The 15,482-nt window shown below is 63.8% G+C and carries 20 protein-coding genes; 18 read left to right on the top strand and 2 right to left on the bottom strand.

Annotated features, from left to right (window positions below; genetic code table 11):
* Positions 1–227: 227 nt before the first annotated feature.
* The 7 genes from ABIF91_RS41090 (at position 228) to ABIF91_RS41060 (ending at position 6,600) form a co-directional block, all read left to right on the top strand.
* Entirely contained in the window at positions 228–707 is a 480-nt protein-coding gene (locus ABIF91_RS41090) for a helix-turn-helix domain-containing protein (RefSeq protein WP_035675059.1), read from the top strand.
* The gene (locus ABIF91_RS41085; RefSeq protein ID WP_284282951.1) at positions 697–2,397 is read left to right on the top strand and encodes a terminase large subunit domain-containing protein; all 1,701 of its coding nucleotides are present in this window, start codon (positions 697–699) and stop codon (positions 2,395–2,397) included. Before ABIF91_RS41090 ends, ABIF91_RS41085 begins: the two co-directional genes overlap by 11 nt.
* A complete protein-coding gene (locus ABIF91_RS41080; protein WP_284282950.1) occupies positions 2,394–3,749 on the top strand; it encodes a phage portal protein in 1,356 nt (451 codons plus the stop codon). The genes ABIF91_RS41085 and ABIF91_RS41080 overlap by 4 nt, the downstream gene beginning before the upstream one ends.
* Positions 3,746–4,465, top strand: a complete 720-nt coding sequence (locus ABIF91_RS41075; protein WP_284282949.1) for an HK97 family phage prohead protease — start codon at positions 3,746–3,748, stop codon at positions 4,463–4,465. The genes ABIF91_RS41080 and ABIF91_RS41075 overlap by 4 nt, the downstream gene beginning before the upstream one ends.
* Before the next feature lie 11 nt (positions 4,466–4,476).
* Positions 4,477–5,823 carry a phage major capsid protein gene (locus ABIF91_RS41070; protein WP_424579767.1) on the top strand — a complete coding sequence of 449 codons (1,347 nt, stop codon included), beginning with the start codon at positions 4,477–4,479 and terminating at the stop codon, positions 5,821–5,823.
* Between the two features lie 112 nt (positions 5,824–5,935).
* Positions 5,936–6,121 (top strand): hypothetical protein, encoded by a 186-nt coding sequence (locus tag ABIF91_RS41065; RefSeq protein WP_284282947.1) that lies wholly within the window; start codon positions 5,936–5,938, stop codon positions 6,119–6,121.
* Between the two features lie 101 nt (positions 6,122–6,222).
* Positions 6,223–6,600, top strand: coding sequence for a hypothetical protein (locus ABIF91_RS41060; protein ID WP_035675067.1), 378 nt, complete (start codon positions 6,223–6,225; stop codon positions 6,598–6,600).
* Positions 6,601–6,716: 116 nt separating this feature from the next.
* Here ABIF91_RS41060 and ABIF91_RS41055 read toward each other — a convergent pair whose 3' ends face one another.
* Complete coding sequence (locus ABIF91_RS41055; protein ID WP_035675068.1) at positions 6,717–6,959, bottom strand: hypothetical protein; 243 nt, start codon at positions 6,957–6,959, stop codon at positions 6,717–6,719.
* A gap of 128 nt (positions 6,960–7,087) precedes the next feature.
* Here ABIF91_RS41055 and ABIF91_RS41050 point away from each other — a divergent pair, with 128 nt between their 5' ends.
* From ABIF91_RS41050 to ABIF91_RS41000, 11 genes are all read left to right on the top strand, one after another.
* Positions 7,088–7,735 carry a head-tail connector protein gene (locus tag ABIF91_RS41050; protein WP_284282944.1) on the top strand — a complete coding sequence of 216 codons (648 nt, stop codon included), beginning with the start codon at positions 7,088–7,090 and terminating at the stop codon, positions 7,733–7,735.
* 9 nt (positions 7,736–7,744) lie between these two features.
* Complete coding sequence (locus ABIF91_RS41045) at positions 7,745–8,086, top strand: head-tail adaptor protein (protein WP_035675082.1); 342 nt, start codon at positions 7,745–7,747, stop codon at positions 8,084–8,086.
* Complete coding sequence (locus tag ABIF91_RS41040) at positions 8,086–8,517, top strand: DUF3168 domain-containing protein (RefSeq protein ID WP_284282943.1); 432 nt, start codon at positions 8,086–8,088, stop codon at positions 8,515–8,517. The genes ABIF91_RS41045 and ABIF91_RS41040 overlap by 1 nt, the downstream gene beginning before the upstream one ends.
* A gap of 43 nt (positions 8,518–8,560) precedes the next feature.
* The gene (locus ABIF91_RS41035; protein WP_284282942.1) at positions 8,561–9,061 is read left to right on the top strand and encodes a hypothetical protein; all 501 of its coding nucleotides are present in this window, start codon (positions 8,561–8,563) and stop codon (positions 9,059–9,061) included.
* 40 nt (positions 9,062–9,101) lie between these two features.
* On the top strand, positions 9,102–9,569 hold the full coding sequence (locus tag ABIF91_RS41030; RefSeq protein WP_284282941.1) for an HK97-gp10 family putative phage morphogenesis protein: 468 nt from the start codon (positions 9,102–9,104) through the stop codon (positions 9,567–9,569).
* A gap of 39 nt (positions 9,570–9,608) precedes the next feature.
* Positions 9,609–10,025, top strand: coding sequence for a phage tail tube protein (locus ABIF91_RS41025; protein ID WP_284282940.1), 417 nt, complete (start codon positions 9,609–9,611; stop codon positions 10,023–10,025).
* Positions 10,022–10,621, top strand: coding sequence for a gene transfer agent family protein (locus tag ABIF91_RS41020; protein ID WP_424579766.1), 600 nt, complete (start codon positions 10,022–10,024; stop codon positions 10,619–10,621). The genes ABIF91_RS41025 and ABIF91_RS41020 overlap by 4 nt, the downstream gene beginning before the upstream one ends.
* On the top strand, positions 10,621–12,567 hold the full coding sequence (locus tag ABIF91_RS41015; RefSeq protein WP_424579765.1) for a hypothetical protein: 1,947 nt from the start codon (positions 10,621–10,623) through the stop codon (positions 12,565–12,567). The genes ABIF91_RS41020 and ABIF91_RS41015 overlap by 1 nt, the downstream gene beginning before the upstream one ends.
* Entirely contained in the window at positions 12,567–13,130 is a 564-nt protein-coding gene (locus tag ABIF91_RS41010; RefSeq protein ID WP_424579764.1) for a hypothetical protein, read from the top strand. Before ABIF91_RS41015 ends, ABIF91_RS41010 begins: the two co-directional genes overlap by 1 nt.
* Positions 13,131–13,167: 37 nt before the next feature.
* Positions 13,168–14,297 (top strand): IS3-like element ISRj2 family transposase gene (locus ABIF91_RS41005; protein ID WP_129557670.1). Its coding sequence is split into 2 segments (ribosomal slippage): positions 13,168–13,420 and positions 13,420–14,297, totalling 1,131 coding nucleotides; the frame shifts between segments, so codons are not numbered across the junction.
* A 238-nt stretch (positions 14,298–14,535) separates the two neighbouring features.
* The gene (locus ABIF91_RS41000; RefSeq protein ID WP_424579763.1) at positions 14,536–14,790 is read left to right on the top strand and encodes a hypothetical protein; all 255 of its coding nucleotides are present in this window, start codon (positions 14,536–14,538) and stop codon (positions 14,788–14,790) included.
* Between the two features lie 101 nt (positions 14,791–14,891).
* On the opposite strand, the gene ABIF91_RS40995 is transcribed toward ABIF91_RS41000, so the two are convergent.
* Positions 14,892–15,452: a TetR/AcrR family transcriptional regulator gene (locus tag ABIF91_RS40995; RefSeq protein WP_284278711.1), complete on the bottom strand. Its 561-nt coding sequence runs from the start codon at positions 15,450–15,452 to the stop codon at positions 14,892–14,894.
* Positions 15,453–15,482 lie beyond the last annotated feature (30 nt).

The following is a 15,482-nucleotide window of genomic DNA, read 5'->3' as shown; positions in this document are numbered from 1 at the left end:
TCGGCGACACCAGGTTGACTCTCTTCCAGAGCTTTAAGGCGGCAAAGGCCATCGAGGTGGCCCGCTTCAACTGATCGAGTTCTGTTCCCTTGTCGACTTTCGTCATCTCAGTACGGTTCCTCAAGTGGCAGTTGCGATGGCTGTCAACGTAAGGGAGGGGCGGGTCAAAAGTCCACAAACCCGTGCCTCTGGGACCGGCGGCTCTCCCATTCGCGGATTTTTTTCTGATGGACGATGTTTTTGACCTCTTCGGCAATCCGGTTCGCCCTGGCCGCGGCCAGCGCGGGCGGCCGCCGTATGAGCCGACGCCGGAAGATCGAAACAAGATCAAGCTGTTGCTGGCGCTCGGCAAGTCGATCCCGGTGATGGCGAATGCGATCGGCGTCTCGCCGGCGACGGTGAAGCGGTATTTTAGAGCCGAGCTCAAGGTGCGCGACGCGATGCGCGATCGCATGGAGTCGGCTTTCGCGCTGCAGCTCTGGCGAGGCGTCCAGGAGGGCAACGCCGGCGCGATGCGCCTGTGGCTCGCCTATGTCGAGCGCAACGATCGTATGCAGATCGAGACCACCTTCGCCGCGCAGCCGGCCGACAAGCCCGCGGCCGAGCGCATCGGCAAGAAGCTGGTCGACGAGCAGCGCGCGCTCGACGCCGACGCCGACCTGATGGCCGAGCTGGAACAGGAAGCGACGTCGCAGAATGTCCATTGAGACGCTGCCGCGCTTCGCGTGCCCGGATTGGTGGGAGCGCATCCAGGCGGGTCAGATCCCGATGGCTGATGTGCCGCTGAACCAGGCCAAGGCGGCGAAGGCGCTCGCGTTCTTCAATCGGCTGCGGCTTCCCGATGTCCCCGGCAATCCGTCGATGGCGGAGGCCTGCGGCGACTGGTTCAAGGCCATTCTCTGCGCCTTCCTGGCGAGCGAGGACCCGGCCACCAGGCGGCGGCTGGTCTGGGAGCTGCTCTGCATGGTGCCGAAGAAGAATTCCAAGACGACCTATGTCGCGGCGCTCGGTTTAACCGCACTGTTCCTCGAAGAGGCGCCGAACCGCCAGATGCTGATCGTCGCGCCGAGCCAGAACATCTCCGAGCGCTGCTTCGAGCAGGCGCAGGGCATGATCCGCCTCGACAAGAAGCTGGATGCGATCTTCAAGGTGCAGGATCACCTCAAGTGCATCACGCGTCGGAAGACGGGAACCCAGCTGGACGTCAAGACCTTCGACACTTCGATCGTGACGGGCGAGATCCCGATCCTCACCATCATCGACGAGCTGCATGAGCTCGGCAAGAAGGCCAAGGCGGCTGCGGTCATGCAGCAGATCCGCGGCGGCGGCATTACGATGCAGGGCGGCCAGGTGCTGATGATCACGACCCAGTCGGACGAGCCGCCGGCGGGGATCTGGCGCACCGAGCTGAAGAAGGCGCGCGCGATCCGCGACGGCAAGGGCGGTCCGAATCCGATTCTGCTGCCCGTGTTATACGAGTATCCGCACGATCTGCAAAAGGACCAGGACTACTGGCGCAACGTCGACAATTGGGGGCTGCTACTGCCGAACCTCGGCCGCTCGATCGACCCACAGCGTCTCCTCGAGGACTATCAGAACAACGGCAAGGTCAACGAGGAAGCCGAGCAGATCTGGGCTTCGCAGCATCTCAACATCGAGATCGGCGTCGGCCTCGGCGCCGACGGCTGGCGCGGCGCCGACTTCTGGGAAGGCGCGGCCGACGAGACCCTGACGCTGGAGTCGCTGCTCGCACGCTGCGAGGTGGTGACGCTCGGCGCCGATGGCGGCGGCCTCGACGATCTCCTCGGCCTCGCCGTGATCGGCCGCGATCGCGAGACGCGCGAGTGGCTAGCCTGGTGCCATGCCTTCGCCGATCCCAAGGTGCTGGACCGCCGCAAGGAGATTGCGCCGCTGCTGCGGGACTTCGCCGAGGAGAAGTCGCTAACCATCGGTGACGGCGCAACCCGTCACAAGCGGTTCGTCGACCTGGTGTCACAGGTGCGCAGCTCCGGCCTGCTGCCGCAGAAGGACGCCGTTGGCGTCGACCCGAACAACGCGGCGGCTGTCTTCGAGGCGCTGGCGGAGGGTGGCATTCGCCCCGAACAGATTCGGCGGCTGATGCAGGGGCCCGCGCTGGCGCCGGCGATGTATGGCCTTGAGCTCAAGCTCGATGACGGTACGTTTTGGCACGCCGACCAGCTGCTCATGGCGTGGGTGATGGGCAATGCCAAGGTCGAGCCGCGCGGCAACCACCTTCTGATCACCAAACAGATCTCCGGCCGCGCCAAGATCGACCCGCTGATCGCGCTGTTCGAGGCCGCGATCCTGATGAGCTGGAATCCGCAAGGCGTCATGGACATCAGCGATTTCCTCAAGAACGCGGTGATGGCCGGATGAGCTGGCTCACGTCGTGGTGGCAAAAGCCTGCGCTGAAGGTGCAGGACCCCCAGAATTCGCGGCGGGGCTCTGGCGACAATTGGGCCGGCCGCGACGTCGGGCCCGATGGCGCCATGCGGCTGTCCTCGTTCTGGTCGTGTGTCCGCCTCAACAGCGAGACCATCTCGACGCTGCCGCTCGGCATCTATGAGCGCCAGCGCGACGGCAGCAAGGCGCCGGCGGACGGGCATCTCCTGTACGGCACACTGCATGACAGCCCGAACGCGGACCAGACCGCGGCGGAATTCTGGGAAAGTCAGGTCATCTCGCTCTGCATCTTCGGCAACGCCTATTCGCTGAAGGACAAGCGGGAGGATGGTTCGATCATCTCGCTGACGCCGCTGTCGGCGGCGCCGGGCGACATGGATCGCAAGCGCGACGACCGGGGCGTGCTTCGCTACAGCTTCACCCATCGCGGCAAGCGCTATATCGGCCTGACCGAGGATGACGTCTTTCACATCCGTGGCTTCGGCGACGATGGCAACGGCGGCGGTCTCTCGGTGATCGCATTCGCCCGGCAGAGCCTGGCCATCGCCGAGGCGATCGGCGCCTCCGCCGGCGCGACGTTCAAGAACGGGATGAAGAGCTCGATCTTCTTCACGGCTCCTCCCGGCGTGAAGATGGACCAGGGGCAGCGCAGCGACTTCCGCAAGGTCTTTATCGACCCCTATATCGGCGGCGAGGCGGTCAATGCCGGACTGCTCGAGCACGGCTTTGACGTCAAGGCCGTGAGCCTGCCTCCCAAGGATGCCGAGATGCTGCTGACCTGGCGCTTCTCGGTCGAGGACATCTGCCGCTGGCTTCGCGTGCCGCCGGTGCTGATCGGCCACTCCGCCGACGGGCAGACCATGTGGGGATCCGGCATCGAGCAGATCATGCTCGGCTGGCTCACGCTCGGCTTGCGGCCGTACCTGACGCGCATCGAGCAGGCCATCAAGAAGCGCCTGGTGGTGCCGAAGGAGCGCGGCAGGATCTTCGCCGAGTTCAACGTCGAGGGCCTGCTGCGGGCCGACAGCGCCGGCCGTGCCGCGCTGCTGTCCTCGCTCGGGCAGAACGGCTACCTCACGCGCAACGAAGGCCGCGCGCTCGACAACCGGCCGCCGATGCCAGGCGGCGACGTGCTGACGGTCCAGTCCAACCTGGTGCCGCTCGATCAGCTCGGCAAGCTGCAAGTCGGGCCGGTTCAGCAACTGCGTTCGGCGATGATGAATCTGTTGTTCGGCGGCGATATCGACGCCGTCGTCGAAGCCAAGATGAAGGCCTTGATCGGCCACAATGGTGGGCCGCCTCTCGACGGGAGCGATGCGCAATGAAGCTCAAGAACGCTGCGGCCGCGCCGCGGATCAAGGACTTCTCGTTCAAGGTCAAGGCCGCCGGCGACACCGGCGCGATCGAGGGCTACGCCTCGGTGTTCGGCGTGCGCGACAGCTACAACGAGGTCGTCATGCCCGGCGCCTTCGCCGACAGCCTGGCGAAGCACACGCGCGAGGGCACCTATCCGCTGATGCTGTGGCAGCACAATCCGGATGAGCCGATCGGCGTCTGGAACGAGATGTCCGACGACGGCAAGGGGCTCTTCGCCAAGGGCCAGCTCCTGCAGGGTGTGCGCCGCGCCGACGAGGCGCTGATCATGCTGAAGGCCGGCGCGATCCAGGGCATGTCGATCGGCTATCGCGAGGTCGACGTCGAGCCCGCCACGAACGGCGATCCGCGCAAGCTGATCAAGCTGGATCTGCTCGAGGCCTCGATCGTCTCGTTCCCGGCGAACCGCCGGGCCCGTGTCGACAGCGTCAAGAGTGAGGGGCGGCTTTCCGAGTTCGCGCAGCGCCTGCGCGATGGCGAGCCGCCGCCCATCAAGGAATTCGAGGATGTCCTGCGCGAGGCAGGCATCCCGAAAGCCATGGCCGTTCAGATCGCCTCTGTCGGCTATGCGAAAGCTGTTCGGAGCGAGTCCGAGAGCGGCGAGGCGATCAAGTCCGCGCTGAGTGACGCACTCGCGTCGCTGCGCTCCATCACCACCAAATCCTGAAGGGGAATCACATGAAGCGTTACACGCCGTTGCTGGCATTCGCCGGCATCGTTGCGATCGCGTTTGTCGCGGTCGTTATTCTCGACTACTCGGCCGTGGCCCATGCGCATGCCTGGGGCGGCGTCGTCGCCGACGCCGCCAGCCTTGCCACGCTCGAGAAGCAGATCACCGAGATGGCTGCCCAGCTCAAGACCGCAGCGGACGACGTGAAGAAGTCGGCCGAGACCACGCAAGTGGAGCTGAAGAACCTCGGCACCACCACGGCCGACACCAAGAAGGCCGCCGACGATGCGCTGATCAAGCACAACGAGATCAGCCAGCGCATGACCGAGCTCGAGCAGAAGATGACCCAGCTGCGCCAGGGCGGCGGCCCGGAGCGTCAGAAGACGATCGGCGAGCAGGTCACCGAGAACGCCGAGGTGCTCGACTTCCTCAAGTCCGGCCGTAAGGGCCGGGTCTCGATGAAGCTGAAGGCGATCATCTCCTCGCTGACCACGGACGCCAATGGCTCGGCAGGCGACTTGATCGTGCCGCAGCGCCTGGCTGGCATCATCACGCCGCCCCAGCGCCGCATGACGATCCGCGATCTCATCACGCCTGGCCGCACCAACTCCAACGCGATCCAGTACGTCAAGGAGACCGGCTTCACCAACAGCGCCGCGACCGTGTCGGAAACCTCCGGCGCCACCAAGCCGCAGTCCGAGATCAAGTTCGACCTGATGACCACCAGCGTCACCACGGTCGCACATTGGGTGAAGGCGACCCGGCAGATCCTGTCGGACGTGCAGCAGCTGCAATCCTACATCGACGGCCGCCTGCGCTATGGCCTGGCCTACGTCGAGGAGGGGCAGTTGCTCAACGGCAGCGGGACTGGCACGGACCTCAACGGCATCAACACCCAGGCGACCGCTTACGCGGCGCCGATCGTGCCGTCCGCCGCCGGCAGCCTGACCAAGATCGACGTCATCCGCCTCGCGATCCTGCAGGCCTTTCTTGCGGAATACCCGGCCAATGGCATCGTGATGCATCCGTCGGACTGGGCCGATATCGAGCTGACCAAGACCGACGTCGGCGATTACCTGATGGCGAATCCGCAAGGAGGCATCGAGCCGCGGCTGTGGCGTCTGCCGGTGGTCGAGACGCAGGCCGAGACCGTCGACAACTTCCTGGTCGGCGCCTTCCAGCTCGGCGCGCAGATATTCGATCGCGAAGATGCCAGCGTCGAGATCTCGACCGAGGACGGCGACAACTTCGTCAAGAACCTGGTCACCATCCTCGCCGAGGAACGCCTGGCGCTCGCGGTCTATCGTCCCGAGAGCTTCGTCAAGGGCACGTTCACGGGAGCGCTCGCCGCCTGATCGAGCGCAGGCAGCGAGTCTTGGGGGGAGCCCGGGCCGGCAATGGCCCGGGCTTTTCCATGTCTAGGGTAAGGGCAGAGCAAACCGGGAGCGAGAAGCCATGAGGCTCAGGATGACGGACCAGCTGCACATCAGCTCGGTGTCGCGTGACACGCTGAAACCAGGCCAGGAGATCGAGGTCAGCGATTCCCTCGGCGCGGAGCTTTTGAAGAAGCACCCCGACAAGGTCGAGCGGATCGGCGGCAAGGCCGAGCGCACGCCGCGCAACAAGGCCGAGAAGGCGCCGGACAACAAGTAGGAGCCGGGCGCAGGCCGGCTCCGGATTTCAGGAAGCGGGCATTCCGCCCGCCGACGACCAGCGGCACGCACTGAGCGGGCCATAACGAGAAGGGAAGACACATGCGTCGCTACAAGGTCAGCGTCACCACGGCAGCGGACGGCACCGCGACTACCTACACGCCGCGCTTCGACGGCAAGATCCACAGCATCCACTACCTCAAGGACGGCAGCAACGGCTACGCCAATGGCGTTGACTTCACCATCACGGCTGAGGCGACCGGCGAGAACATCTGGACCGAGAGCGACGTCAACGCCTCGACCGTGCGCTATCCGCGCGCGCCGACGCACTCGCAGGCTGGCGTTGCTTCGCTCTACGCCGCCGGCGGCACGGCGGTCCAGGCGCCGGTCGGCATGGCCAGCGATCGCGTCAAGATCGCGTTGGCACAGGGCGGCGCCTCCAAGGTCGGCGTCTTCCACGTCCTGGTCGACAATCGCTGAACGGGCCGCTGCGGGCCGGATTTCTCGGAGAGCATTATCATGAGCACTGGTCTGACGATCCGGTCCGCCCTCGTCTCAAGTCGGGCGAGCATTTCATTCCCTCGGGACAGTGAAGCCTACTCCGCAGGTCGGGAGACGCCCCGGATGTCGGCTATCACTGCCGCAACGCCATTGATGAAAGCTTGGCACTCAGCGTGTGTTTTGAAATTGCCTTTGTACTTTCCGAACAAAAAGACGGTCCGGCCGTGCCCTTTTCCAAAAAAATACTGACCGACGAGAGTGCCGGCCTCATCTTTAAGTTCAATGCTGCCGAGGCTCTGAGTTGCCTTGAGGTCTGTCTCGGGAAGATCGATCCGCACATCTGTCTCCGCGGGGTATGCAAGGCCGGCACCAGAGCTTATCGCAACATCTGCAGGAATGGCTACTCCCTCAGGGGCAGTGAACTTCCCGCGCGCTTGGTTAGAACACCCCCTCGAAAGACCCCACCATGCCCCTGAGCAAGCGCGTGCTGATCACGCCGCCGACCGAGGACGTCTTGACCCGGGACGAGGTCAAGCAGCACCTCCGCGTCGACTTCGACGACGACAACGCCCTGATCGACGGCATGATCCTCGCCGCGGTCGGCCAGCTTGATCCCGCCGCCGGCGGATGGCTGGGGCGGGCGCTGCGGCCGCAGACCTGGGAGCTGCAGCTGCGGGACTTCTGGCAGCGGGATTGCGGCAAGCCCGATCTCATCGTGCTGCCGTATCCGCAGCTGATCTCGATCGACAGCGTGACCTATGTCGACGGCACGGGCGCGACGCAGACGCTGGCCGCCGGCACCGGCTATCGCGTGCTTGGGCAGGGCGCCAATCAACAGGCGATCGCGCCGCCTTACGGGCAGAGCTGGCCGTCGGTGCGGTGCGACGCCGCAGCGGTGAAGATCCGCTTCACCTGCGGTTATCCGCCGGCGGATGCGCAAGCCGATCCGCCCGTGATCGATCGCCTGCCGGCGGCGATCAAGGCCTGGCTGAAGCTTTATGTCGGCGCGCTCTATCAGTTCCGGGAGAACGTCGTCTCTGGCCCGGGCGGCCAGCCGGTCGAGCTGCCCGCGCACATCATGCAGATGATTTCGACGTACCGCGTCTACAGCTAAGGTGAAACGATGGACGCTGGCTCTTTGCGCGAACGCGTGGCCTTCGAGGCGAGAGCCTTTGTCGACGATGGCATGGGCAATCCGCAGTCAGGTGACTGGACTTTGCGACACACCTGTGCCGCTCGCATTGCCCCGAAGCTGGGCGGAGAGACGGTGCTTGCGAGCCGGCTGACAGGCACTCAGCCGATGTTAATCACTGTTCGGCTGTGCCGTGCGCTGGCCGATTTCGGGACGGACTGGCGGATCCGTGATGTCCGCACCGACGCCATCTACAACGTCAAGGCAATGTCGAATCCCGACGAGAAGAAGCGGTACCTCGAGATCCTGGCGGTTTCGGGCGAGGCAACCTGATGCTGACCGATCCAAGATTTGACCTGCAGAAGGCGATCGTGCAGTTGCTGAAGAATTCTGGCCCGGTCGCCGCCCTGGTTGGCGATCGCATCTATGATCGTGTTCCGCGTAACAACGCCGGAACGATTACTGCGAAGTTCCCGTTCGTTGGCTTGGGCGAGACTCAATTGTTGCCGGAGCTCGGCGAAGAGACCAATGCAGCCGAAACCACATTGACGCTGCACGCATGGTCGCAAGAGGTCGGTTTCCCTGAGGTGCTGCGCATCGCGCGCGCCGTGGCGTCGGCCCTGCATGATGCGGATCTGCCGATCGAGAACTGCGGGGTGCAATCGGTGTTGCTGTCGACGTCACGCGTGCTTCGTGACCCCGACGGCATCACCAGCCATGCCGTTCTGACGTTCTCGATCCTGACGGACGCCAACGCACATTGAGTAGTTCCCTCGCGTCTCTTCCAACCTCGAATAGGAGCCTGCCATGACCTCGCTCAATACCATTGTGCGTGCCTCGATTGCAGCGGTGAACAAGAAGACCCTCGACGGCCGCGACGTCGTCGACCGCATGCCAGATGCTGCCGACGTTCAGCTCGGTAGCGGCACCGGCTACGGCAAAGCCGATATCGCCTTCAAGGACAAGCGTACGCTTTCGGCCTCCACCAGCGAGAACATCGATCTGGCTGGTTCGCTCAGCGATGCGTTCGGCCAGACCATCACCGCGGCCAAGGTCAAGGCCATCCTGATCGAGAATCCGGAGGCTTCGACCTCGAACCTCAGTGTCGGCGGCGCGGCGTCCAACACTTTCGTCGGGCCATTCGCCGATGCGACTGACATCATCGTCCTGAAGCCTGGCGACCGCTTTGTCGCGGTCAGCCGCACCGGCTGGACCGTCACGGCCGGCACCGGCGACATTCTCAAGGTTGCCAACGGCGCCGGCGGCAGCGTCGATTACGACATCGAGCTCATCATGGCGTCGGCCTGAAGGCCGGCCACAACCTGAGGCAATTGGAGCGGCGCGCGCCATGGGCAACAACGCCAGCGTCAAGCAGTTCAAGACCGACATGCTGTCGCTGAAAAACCAGATGGCGAAGAATTTCCGCAATGAGTTCCTGGCGCAGGCCGAGGAGCTCAAGGGGAATATTCAGGCTGCGATCGAGCACAGCATCACGGGAAATCTTCGGGACTCCGTGCGGGTCAAAGACGTCTCGACCGACACGAAGCCCTCCGTCCTGGTCATTGCCGGCGGATCGTTGACCACCAAGCGCACGCAGGCGGGTGTGTTCGATTACTCGCTTGCCGAGGAGTTCGGCACGGTCAAGCAAGAGGCAGCGCCGTTCTTCTACCCGACCGTCCGCGGTTACAAGAATGCGTATCGTCAAGGCGTACGTGAGACGTTCGAGCAGACGTTGGCCGAGAGCAACAAAACCCGTGCGATCCGCTCCGCGGGCAACTCCGGCGCCTACCGCGGCGCGCTGACGGTTCGCCGTTAACAACCCGACACCTTCCGCAACCCACAGGAGATCGCTGTCATGGCGCAGGCTCAGACGCTCAAATATTCCACCTTCCTGATCCAGATCGGCATCGGCTCGCCGGTCGTCTACGCGTCGCCTTGCGGGCTGAATTCGAAGGGGTTCTCGCGCACGGCCGCGACCAACGACACCAACGTGCCGGACTGCGACGATCCCGATGCAGCGTCCTGGCTCGAGCGCGACGTCGTCTCTCTGTCCGGTCAGATGACAGGCTCCGGCGTCGTGGCCGACGAAGATTTCGACGTCTGGAACGACTGGTTTGAATCCGGCGCTTCCAAGCCGGTCCAGGTCAAGCTCGGCACGCGCATTTGGCAGGGAAATGCCATCCTGTCCAAGCTGGACGTTACCGGCCAGCGCGGCCAGCGCGTCCAGTTCTCCGCGACCATCGACAGCGACGGCGAGATCGTGAAGCTGTGAGCGAGATCGAGCTGATCTGGGGCAGCGGGCTGCAGGCCTTCAAGTTCGGGCTGGGGCAGTTCCGCGCGCTCCAGGAGAACGTCAACCGGCGGCGCCTCGCGATCGGCGCACCGCTGGTCGGGCCGATGGACTTGGTCGAACAGCTTCGGGCCAAGAACGTCTGGCCAGACGATCTGCGCGATATCCTGCGGCTCGGCCTGATCGGCGGCGGCATGGCGCCGCGCGACGCGCATCTCGAGATGGCGCAGCATTTCGACGACAAGCCGCCATTGCCGCACATGATGCCCGCCTTGACGGTGCTGATGGCCGGCCTGGTCGGCCCGCCGGAGGCGGCGGCCGGTGATGACGCAAAAAAAAGAAGCCGGCGAGCGCGAAGGCGGGCCCGTCGACTTCGCCGTGATCTATGGCAACGGCGCGGCCATGGGCTTCGCGCCGGATCAAGTCGACCGCATGTCGTTCTGGCAGTTCCGCGCCTGCATCGACGGCTTCAACAAAGCCAACGGTGCGGAGGAGGCAATACCGCCTCCGACCGATGCCGAGTTCGATGCGCTCCTGGAAGGGAGATCGCTGAATGGCGAATGATCTCATTGCCGTGATGGGCGCCCGGCTCGATCAGTTCGGCGCCGATCTGGAGCAGGCCGGCAACATGGCGGATTCGGCGGTTTCCCGCATCGAGTCGGCATTCAGCAATCTCAATCCCGGCTTCGGCGGACTCACCGGGCTTGGCACGGTACTGGGCGGCGCCACGGCGGCCGCCGGCGCGCTGTTCGCGGCCTTGACCACCGTGAACTCCGAGGTCGCTGCAATCGGCAAGAATGCGGAGTATGTCGCACTGACCGCTGAGGACTTCCAGCGCAAGCTGTTCGCGGCGGGGCAGGGAGGCGTGTCGAGCGAGCAGGCGACCAAGGATCTGCGCAATCTCGCCGGCCTGCTCGCGGACGCCAGGGACAACGAGAATTCGCTGACCAAGCTACTCGACGCCAATAACGTCAAGTATCGCGAGCGCAACGGGCAGGTGATCGGCATCAACCAGGCGCTGAAGGTCGCGGAAGAGCTGCTCGGCCGCTTCCAGTCCTTGCCGGAAAAGACGAAGGCGGCCGAGATGATGGGCCTCTCAGAAGGCTGGGTGCGGGCGCTGACGTCCGTGGCTGGCGGATTTGACGCGATCGCCGGCAGGGCGGACGCCGCCGGCGTCGTGATCGACGGCGCGACCGTTGCCAAGGCCGAGCTGTTCGAGCGGGCGTGGCAGCAGTCGACAGATGCTTGGGGCCGCCAGTTCAAGGCTGTGGCCCGCGATATCGCTGTGGCGCTCGGTAGCCTGGTCGACCAGGCCGGTGACCTTCTCAGCAAGGCGCTCGCGGCCAGCAACGTCCAACCCGGCAGCGGCCAGGACAGATTCAACGCGCTGGCGGACGCAGCCGATCTGGTTCGCAAGGACATTCAGGGTCTGCCCCAGGATCTCGAGCAGATCGACCGTGTGCTCGAGCGGCTGCGTGGCAAATCGGGTGTCGACCCCGCGCTCATTGAAGGCCTTGAGGATCTGCGCGCAAAGGCCAAGGCGACGGCCGACGAAATGCGCGGGCTGCAGATTCTTGCGGCGAAGATGCAGTTCCCGGAGGGCGTGCCGCTGCCGGCGGCACGGCCGGCCGGCGCCAACGAGCCAGACCCGAATGCTGCGAGACTGCCGACCCGCAAAAAGGAGAGCGATGGACGCGATCAGTTCGACGTTGCGGTCGATGGCATCACGAAGCGGACGGCCACGCTGAAGGCTGATACCGCGGCCGTACTCGAAAACAACGCGGTCCAGGCGCAGCTCCGGGCGGAATTCCAGGAGTTGACCGCCATCATGCGCGACAATGGGGAGGTAACGCAGGAGCAGATCGATAACTACGAGCAGCTGCGCAAGACGATGTCTGCGCAGCAGGCGCTGGAGGCGGCCGGCATCACGCTCACCGCCGACCATGCGCAGAAGTTCATCGAGTCATCTGAGGCGATCAAGCAGGCCACGCTCGGCTATGATCAAGCAAGAGAAGCGTTGGTCCGGGTCAATAGCGTCAGCGCGCTGCTCGGTCAGTCGCTCTCGACCGCGTTCGCGGATGCGGTCGTCGAGGGCAGGAACCTCAACGAGGTGGTGGCAAATCTCGGCAAGACGCTGGCAAAGGCGGGCATCAACTCTTTGTTTCAATCGTTCTTCAATGCGCCGGCCTCGGGTGGCTTGGCGCCGTTTGCAAGTCTGCTGAAGGGCTTCATTCCCGGCTTTGCAGAAGGCACTGAAAGTGCGCCTGGAGGCTTTGCCTGGGTTGGCGAAAACGGCAAGGAGCTTGTGAATCTGCCGCGCGGCTCGCAGGTGATTCCGAACGACGTGGCGCGCTCGGTCACCTCGGGTACGACCATTCAAAACACCTTCATGGTGGCTGGCGACGTCGCGCCCGGCACGATCGACAAGCTGCAGGCGGCCGTCGTCGCGGCGCATCGCAAGGTCGACAAGATCTCCAAGGTGATGGTCTCGACGCAGCGCATGCAGGCAACCGGGGTCGGCTGATGGTGCGAGAATTTCCCCGTCTGCTGCTGCGTGAGACGCAGCACGGCTGGAATCTGGCCGGCGTGGCCGCGGCGCCCGGCAGCACCGCGGACAATACCTCGGTCCTGACCCGCAGCGACGGCGGCGGCTATTGGACCTGCACCATGTCGGACGTGCAGCTCTCCGGCGGCCGGCCCAAGGCGATCGACAGGCAGCGCCAGAAAAACGCCACGCTGCTGTGGCGCGCCGTCCGCCAGATCAGCAACGGCGGCGCTACTCCTCTGATCGTGCCACGCAACGATGCGCTGTTCGTGCCATGGCCGCCCGGTGTCTCGCGCGGAAGCGGGCTCAACGTGCCGCATGAGGACGATACCCTGTTCGGTGATGGGTCCGGATATTACCAGTCCGCCATCGACATCACTGCGTCAGAGGATGCGGATCTGCGCGCGATCTCTATGGTCCTCGACATCAATTCCGCAGGCGAGCTCGTCGGCGGCGAGGCGTTCTCGATCCAGCACCCGACAATGGACTGGAGAGCTGGCCCCGCAAATTCGGACAGTAGCTTGAGTGGATTTTCTGCCTGACAGCGGCGAGGATTCTTGCTGCGAATCAGGAGCGAAGATGACGAAGAAGAGCCGCCGGACGCATTCTCCGGCATTCAAGGCGAAGGTTGCTTTGGCTGCGGTCAAAGGCGACAAGACACTGGCGGAGCTGGCGCAACTGTTTGATGTTCATCCGAACCAGATCACGATCTGGAAAAACCAGCTCCTGGAAGGCGCCGCCGGCGTGTTTGGGCATGACAAGACATCGGCCGAGACGCCGGTCGATTTGAAGGCGTTACATGCCAAGATCGGCGAGCTGGCGTTGGAAAACGATTTTTTGTCCGGCGCGCTCACCAAGGCGGGCCTGCTGAGCGCAAAGCGATGATCGACCGCGATCATGATCTTTCTATCGTGCGCCAGGCGAAGGTCCTGAAGCTGGCTCGCAGCACGGTCTACTATGAACCTCGGCCAGTTTCGGCCGAGGACCTTGCCTTGATGCGTCGGCTCGATGAGCTGCATCTCGATTATCCCTTCGCGGGAGCGCGTATGCTGCGATCGTTGCTGCGGCGGGAGGGCGTATACGCCGGTCGCCGCCACATCGCGACGCTGATGAAGCGCATGGGGATCGAGGCGGTCTATCGTCGCCCGAACACGAGCAAGCCGGCTCCGGGTCACAAGATCTACCCGTACCTGTTGCGCGGATTGAAGATCGAGCGGCCCGACCATGCGTGGGCAATGGACATCACCTACATTCCGATGCGGCGTGGCTTCGTCTATCTCGCGGCGGTCGTCGATGTGTTCAGCCGACGGGTCCTGGCCCATCGCGTCTCGATCACAATGGAGGCGGCCTTCTGCGTCGAAGCGGTCCAGGAGGCGTTGGCGAAGCACGGCAGGCCCGAGATTTTCAACACGGATCAGGGCAGCCAGTTCACCAGCCTCGAGTTCACCGATGTGCTGCTGGACGCGAAGATCGCCATCAGCATGGACGGCAAGGGCGCCTGGCGCGACAACGTGTTTGTCGAGCGGCTCTGGCGCACGGTCAAATACGAAGAAGTTTATCTCCGCGCCTACGACAGCGTGTCCGAGGCGCGAGCGTCAATTGCCAAGTATCTGGCCTTCTACAATCAGGGACGCCCTCACTCGAGCCTTGACGGGCGCACGCCCGACGAGGCTTACTTCGGCACGCAAGCTATGGTGATGGCCGCATGACCGTCGCCGACGGTTTTGTCGTCGCTCTGGTCGGGCTACGCCCTCCCGACGCAACGACAAAACCGTAAAGCCCCGCGTTCAGCATAACCCGGCAGGAATCCACTTAAATCCAGCGGGGCGCTGTCCAAACAACCGGGGCCAGCTCTGAATAAACAAGTTCATCCTTTACTGCGAAAAACGCCGCGCAGTCTTGCTCGCTATCTTCGATGCTCTTCGAAGGGATACTGAACTAATGAATATGGCCGCCCATTCGCTCTTGATCGATGGACGGGTGTATCCGGTGAGTCCTGATTCCAAACGAATTCAAAACGGACTGTTCAATGTCGCCTACAGTCTATCACAAAAGGAAATCTTCGCCCTTCGAAAGGGGGAGAATGTTGGAGTGGCGATTCAGGCCGCGTATGAGGCACCTATATTCTTCGGGTTCGATGGAATGAGCATCGGGAGCGGCAAGCCGAAGCTAATCGGCATACTCAATCAGTGCGCTCAATAAGGTTCCCCATTTTGTGGACGTGCATGTTTTCCTCCGCGCTATGAAGCGCAACCTTTCCTCGCAGGTTAGCAAGCGTGTCGAGGTTTCGGGCATCGTTCCACCTACCTCAGATACCCCACCACCATCCGCGTCGTCTCGTCCACCAGCGTCCGCACCATCTTCTCCGACAGCGTCTCGGCGTGGTTCAGCACCGTGTTGTGCGCGACCGACTCGATCGCGCTGACGCAGATGAAGGTTGCGACATCGAGGTCCAGCTTGCGCATCTCCTTGCGCCGGCTTTCGAGATAGGCGCGCACCAGGGTGTGGATCTCGCGGTTGAATGCTTCGACATCCCTGAACTGGCCAGTGCGGGGGATCTGCTCGGCGAGCACACGGTGCAGTTTCGGGTTGATGCGGTGGGCGTCGATGGCGACGGTGACGAGTTGTCGCACGGCCTTGTCGATCGGCGTGTCGGCGATTTCGGTGAGCGCCGTGCGGACGATGGCCATGATCTCCTCGTTGTGACGGTCGATCACTGCGGCGACGAGCGCCTCTTTGCTCGGAAAGTATTGATATAGCGAGCCGACGCTGACGCCGGCGATCTCGGCGATGTGGTTGGTGCTGGCCTTCTCGAAGCCTTCCTTGACCAGAATGCGAGCAGTTGCCTCGACCAGCGCGTCCACCGTGGCGCGGGATCGCTCCTGCGAGGCATT

It is taken from the genome of Bradyrhizobium sp. USDA 241, from assembly GCF_049739505.1.
In the GTDB taxonomy this organism is placed as follows: Bacteria; Pseudomonadota; Alphaproteobacteria; order Rhizobiales; family Xanthobacteraceae; genus Bradyrhizobium; species Bradyrhizobium liaoningense.
This window is presented reverse-complemented; position numbering and strand designations above follow the sequence as displayed.

Bases quoted from the DNA above. Each gene is read 5' to 3' on its own strand.
- ABIF91_RS41000 (WP_424579763.1), top strand. From the start codon at position 14,536: ATGGCCGCCCATTCGCTCTTGATCGATGGACGGGTGTATCCGGTGAGT.
- ABIF91_RS41010 (WP_424579764.1), top strand. From the start codon at position 12,567: ATGGTGCGAGAATTTCCCCGTCTGCTGCTGCGTGAGACGCAGCACGGC.
- ABIF91_RS41035 (WP_284282942.1), top strand. From the start codon at position 8,561: ATGACCTCGCTCAATACCATTGTGCGTGCCTCGATTGCAGCGGTGAAC.
- ABIF91_RS41050 (WP_284282944.1), top strand. From the start codon at position 7,088: ATGCCCCTGAGCAAGCGCGTGCTGATCACGCCGCCGACCGAGGACGTC.
- ABIF91_RS41045 (WP_035675082.1), top strand. From the start codon at position 7,745: ATGGACGCTGGCTCTTTGCGCGAACGCGTGGCCTTCGAGGCGAGAGCC.
- ABIF91_RS41085 (WP_284282951.1), top strand. From the start codon at position 697: ATGTCCATTGAGACGCTGCCGCGCTTCGCGTGCCCGGATTGGTGGGAG.
- ABIF91_RS41025 (WP_284282940.1), top strand. From the start codon at position 9,609: ATGGCGCAGGCTCAGACGCTCAAATATTCCACCTTCCTGATCCAGATC.
- ABIF91_RS41065 (WP_284282947.1), top strand. From the start codon at position 5,936: ATGACGGACCAGCTGCACATCAGCTCGGTGTCGCGTGACACGCTGAAA.
- ABIF91_RS41075 (WP_284282949.1), top strand. From the start codon at position 3,746: ATGAAGCTCAAGAACGCTGCGGCCGCGCCGCGGATCAAGGACTTCTCG.
- ABIF91_RS41080 (WP_284282950.1), top strand. From the start codon at position 2,394: ATGAGCTGGCTCACGTCGTGGTGGCAAAAGCCTGCGCTGAAGGTGCAG.
- ABIF91_RS41030 (WP_284282941.1), top strand. From the start codon at position 9,102: ATGGGCAACAACGCCAGCGTCAAGCAGTTCAAGACCGACATGCTGTCG.
- ABIF91_RS41015 (WP_424579765.1), top strand. From the start codon at position 10,621: ATGGGCGCCCGGCTCGATCAGTTCGGCGCCGATCTGGAGCAGGCCGGC.
- ABIF91_RS41070 (WP_424579767.1), top strand. From the start codon at position 4,477: ATGAAGCGTTACACGCCGTTGCTGGCATTCGCCGGCATCGTTGCGATC.
- ABIF91_RS41060 (WP_035675067.1), top strand. From the start codon at position 6,223: ATGCGTCGCTACAAGGTCAGCGTCACCACGGCAGCGGACGGCACCGCG.
- ABIF91_RS41090 (WP_035675059.1), top strand. From the start codon at position 228: ATGGACGATGTTTTTGACCTCTTCGGCAATCCGGTTCGCCCTGGCCGC.
- ABIF91_RS41040 (WP_284282943.1), top strand. From the start codon at position 8,086: ATGCTGACCGATCCAAGATTTGACCTGCAGAAGGCGATCGTGCAGTTG.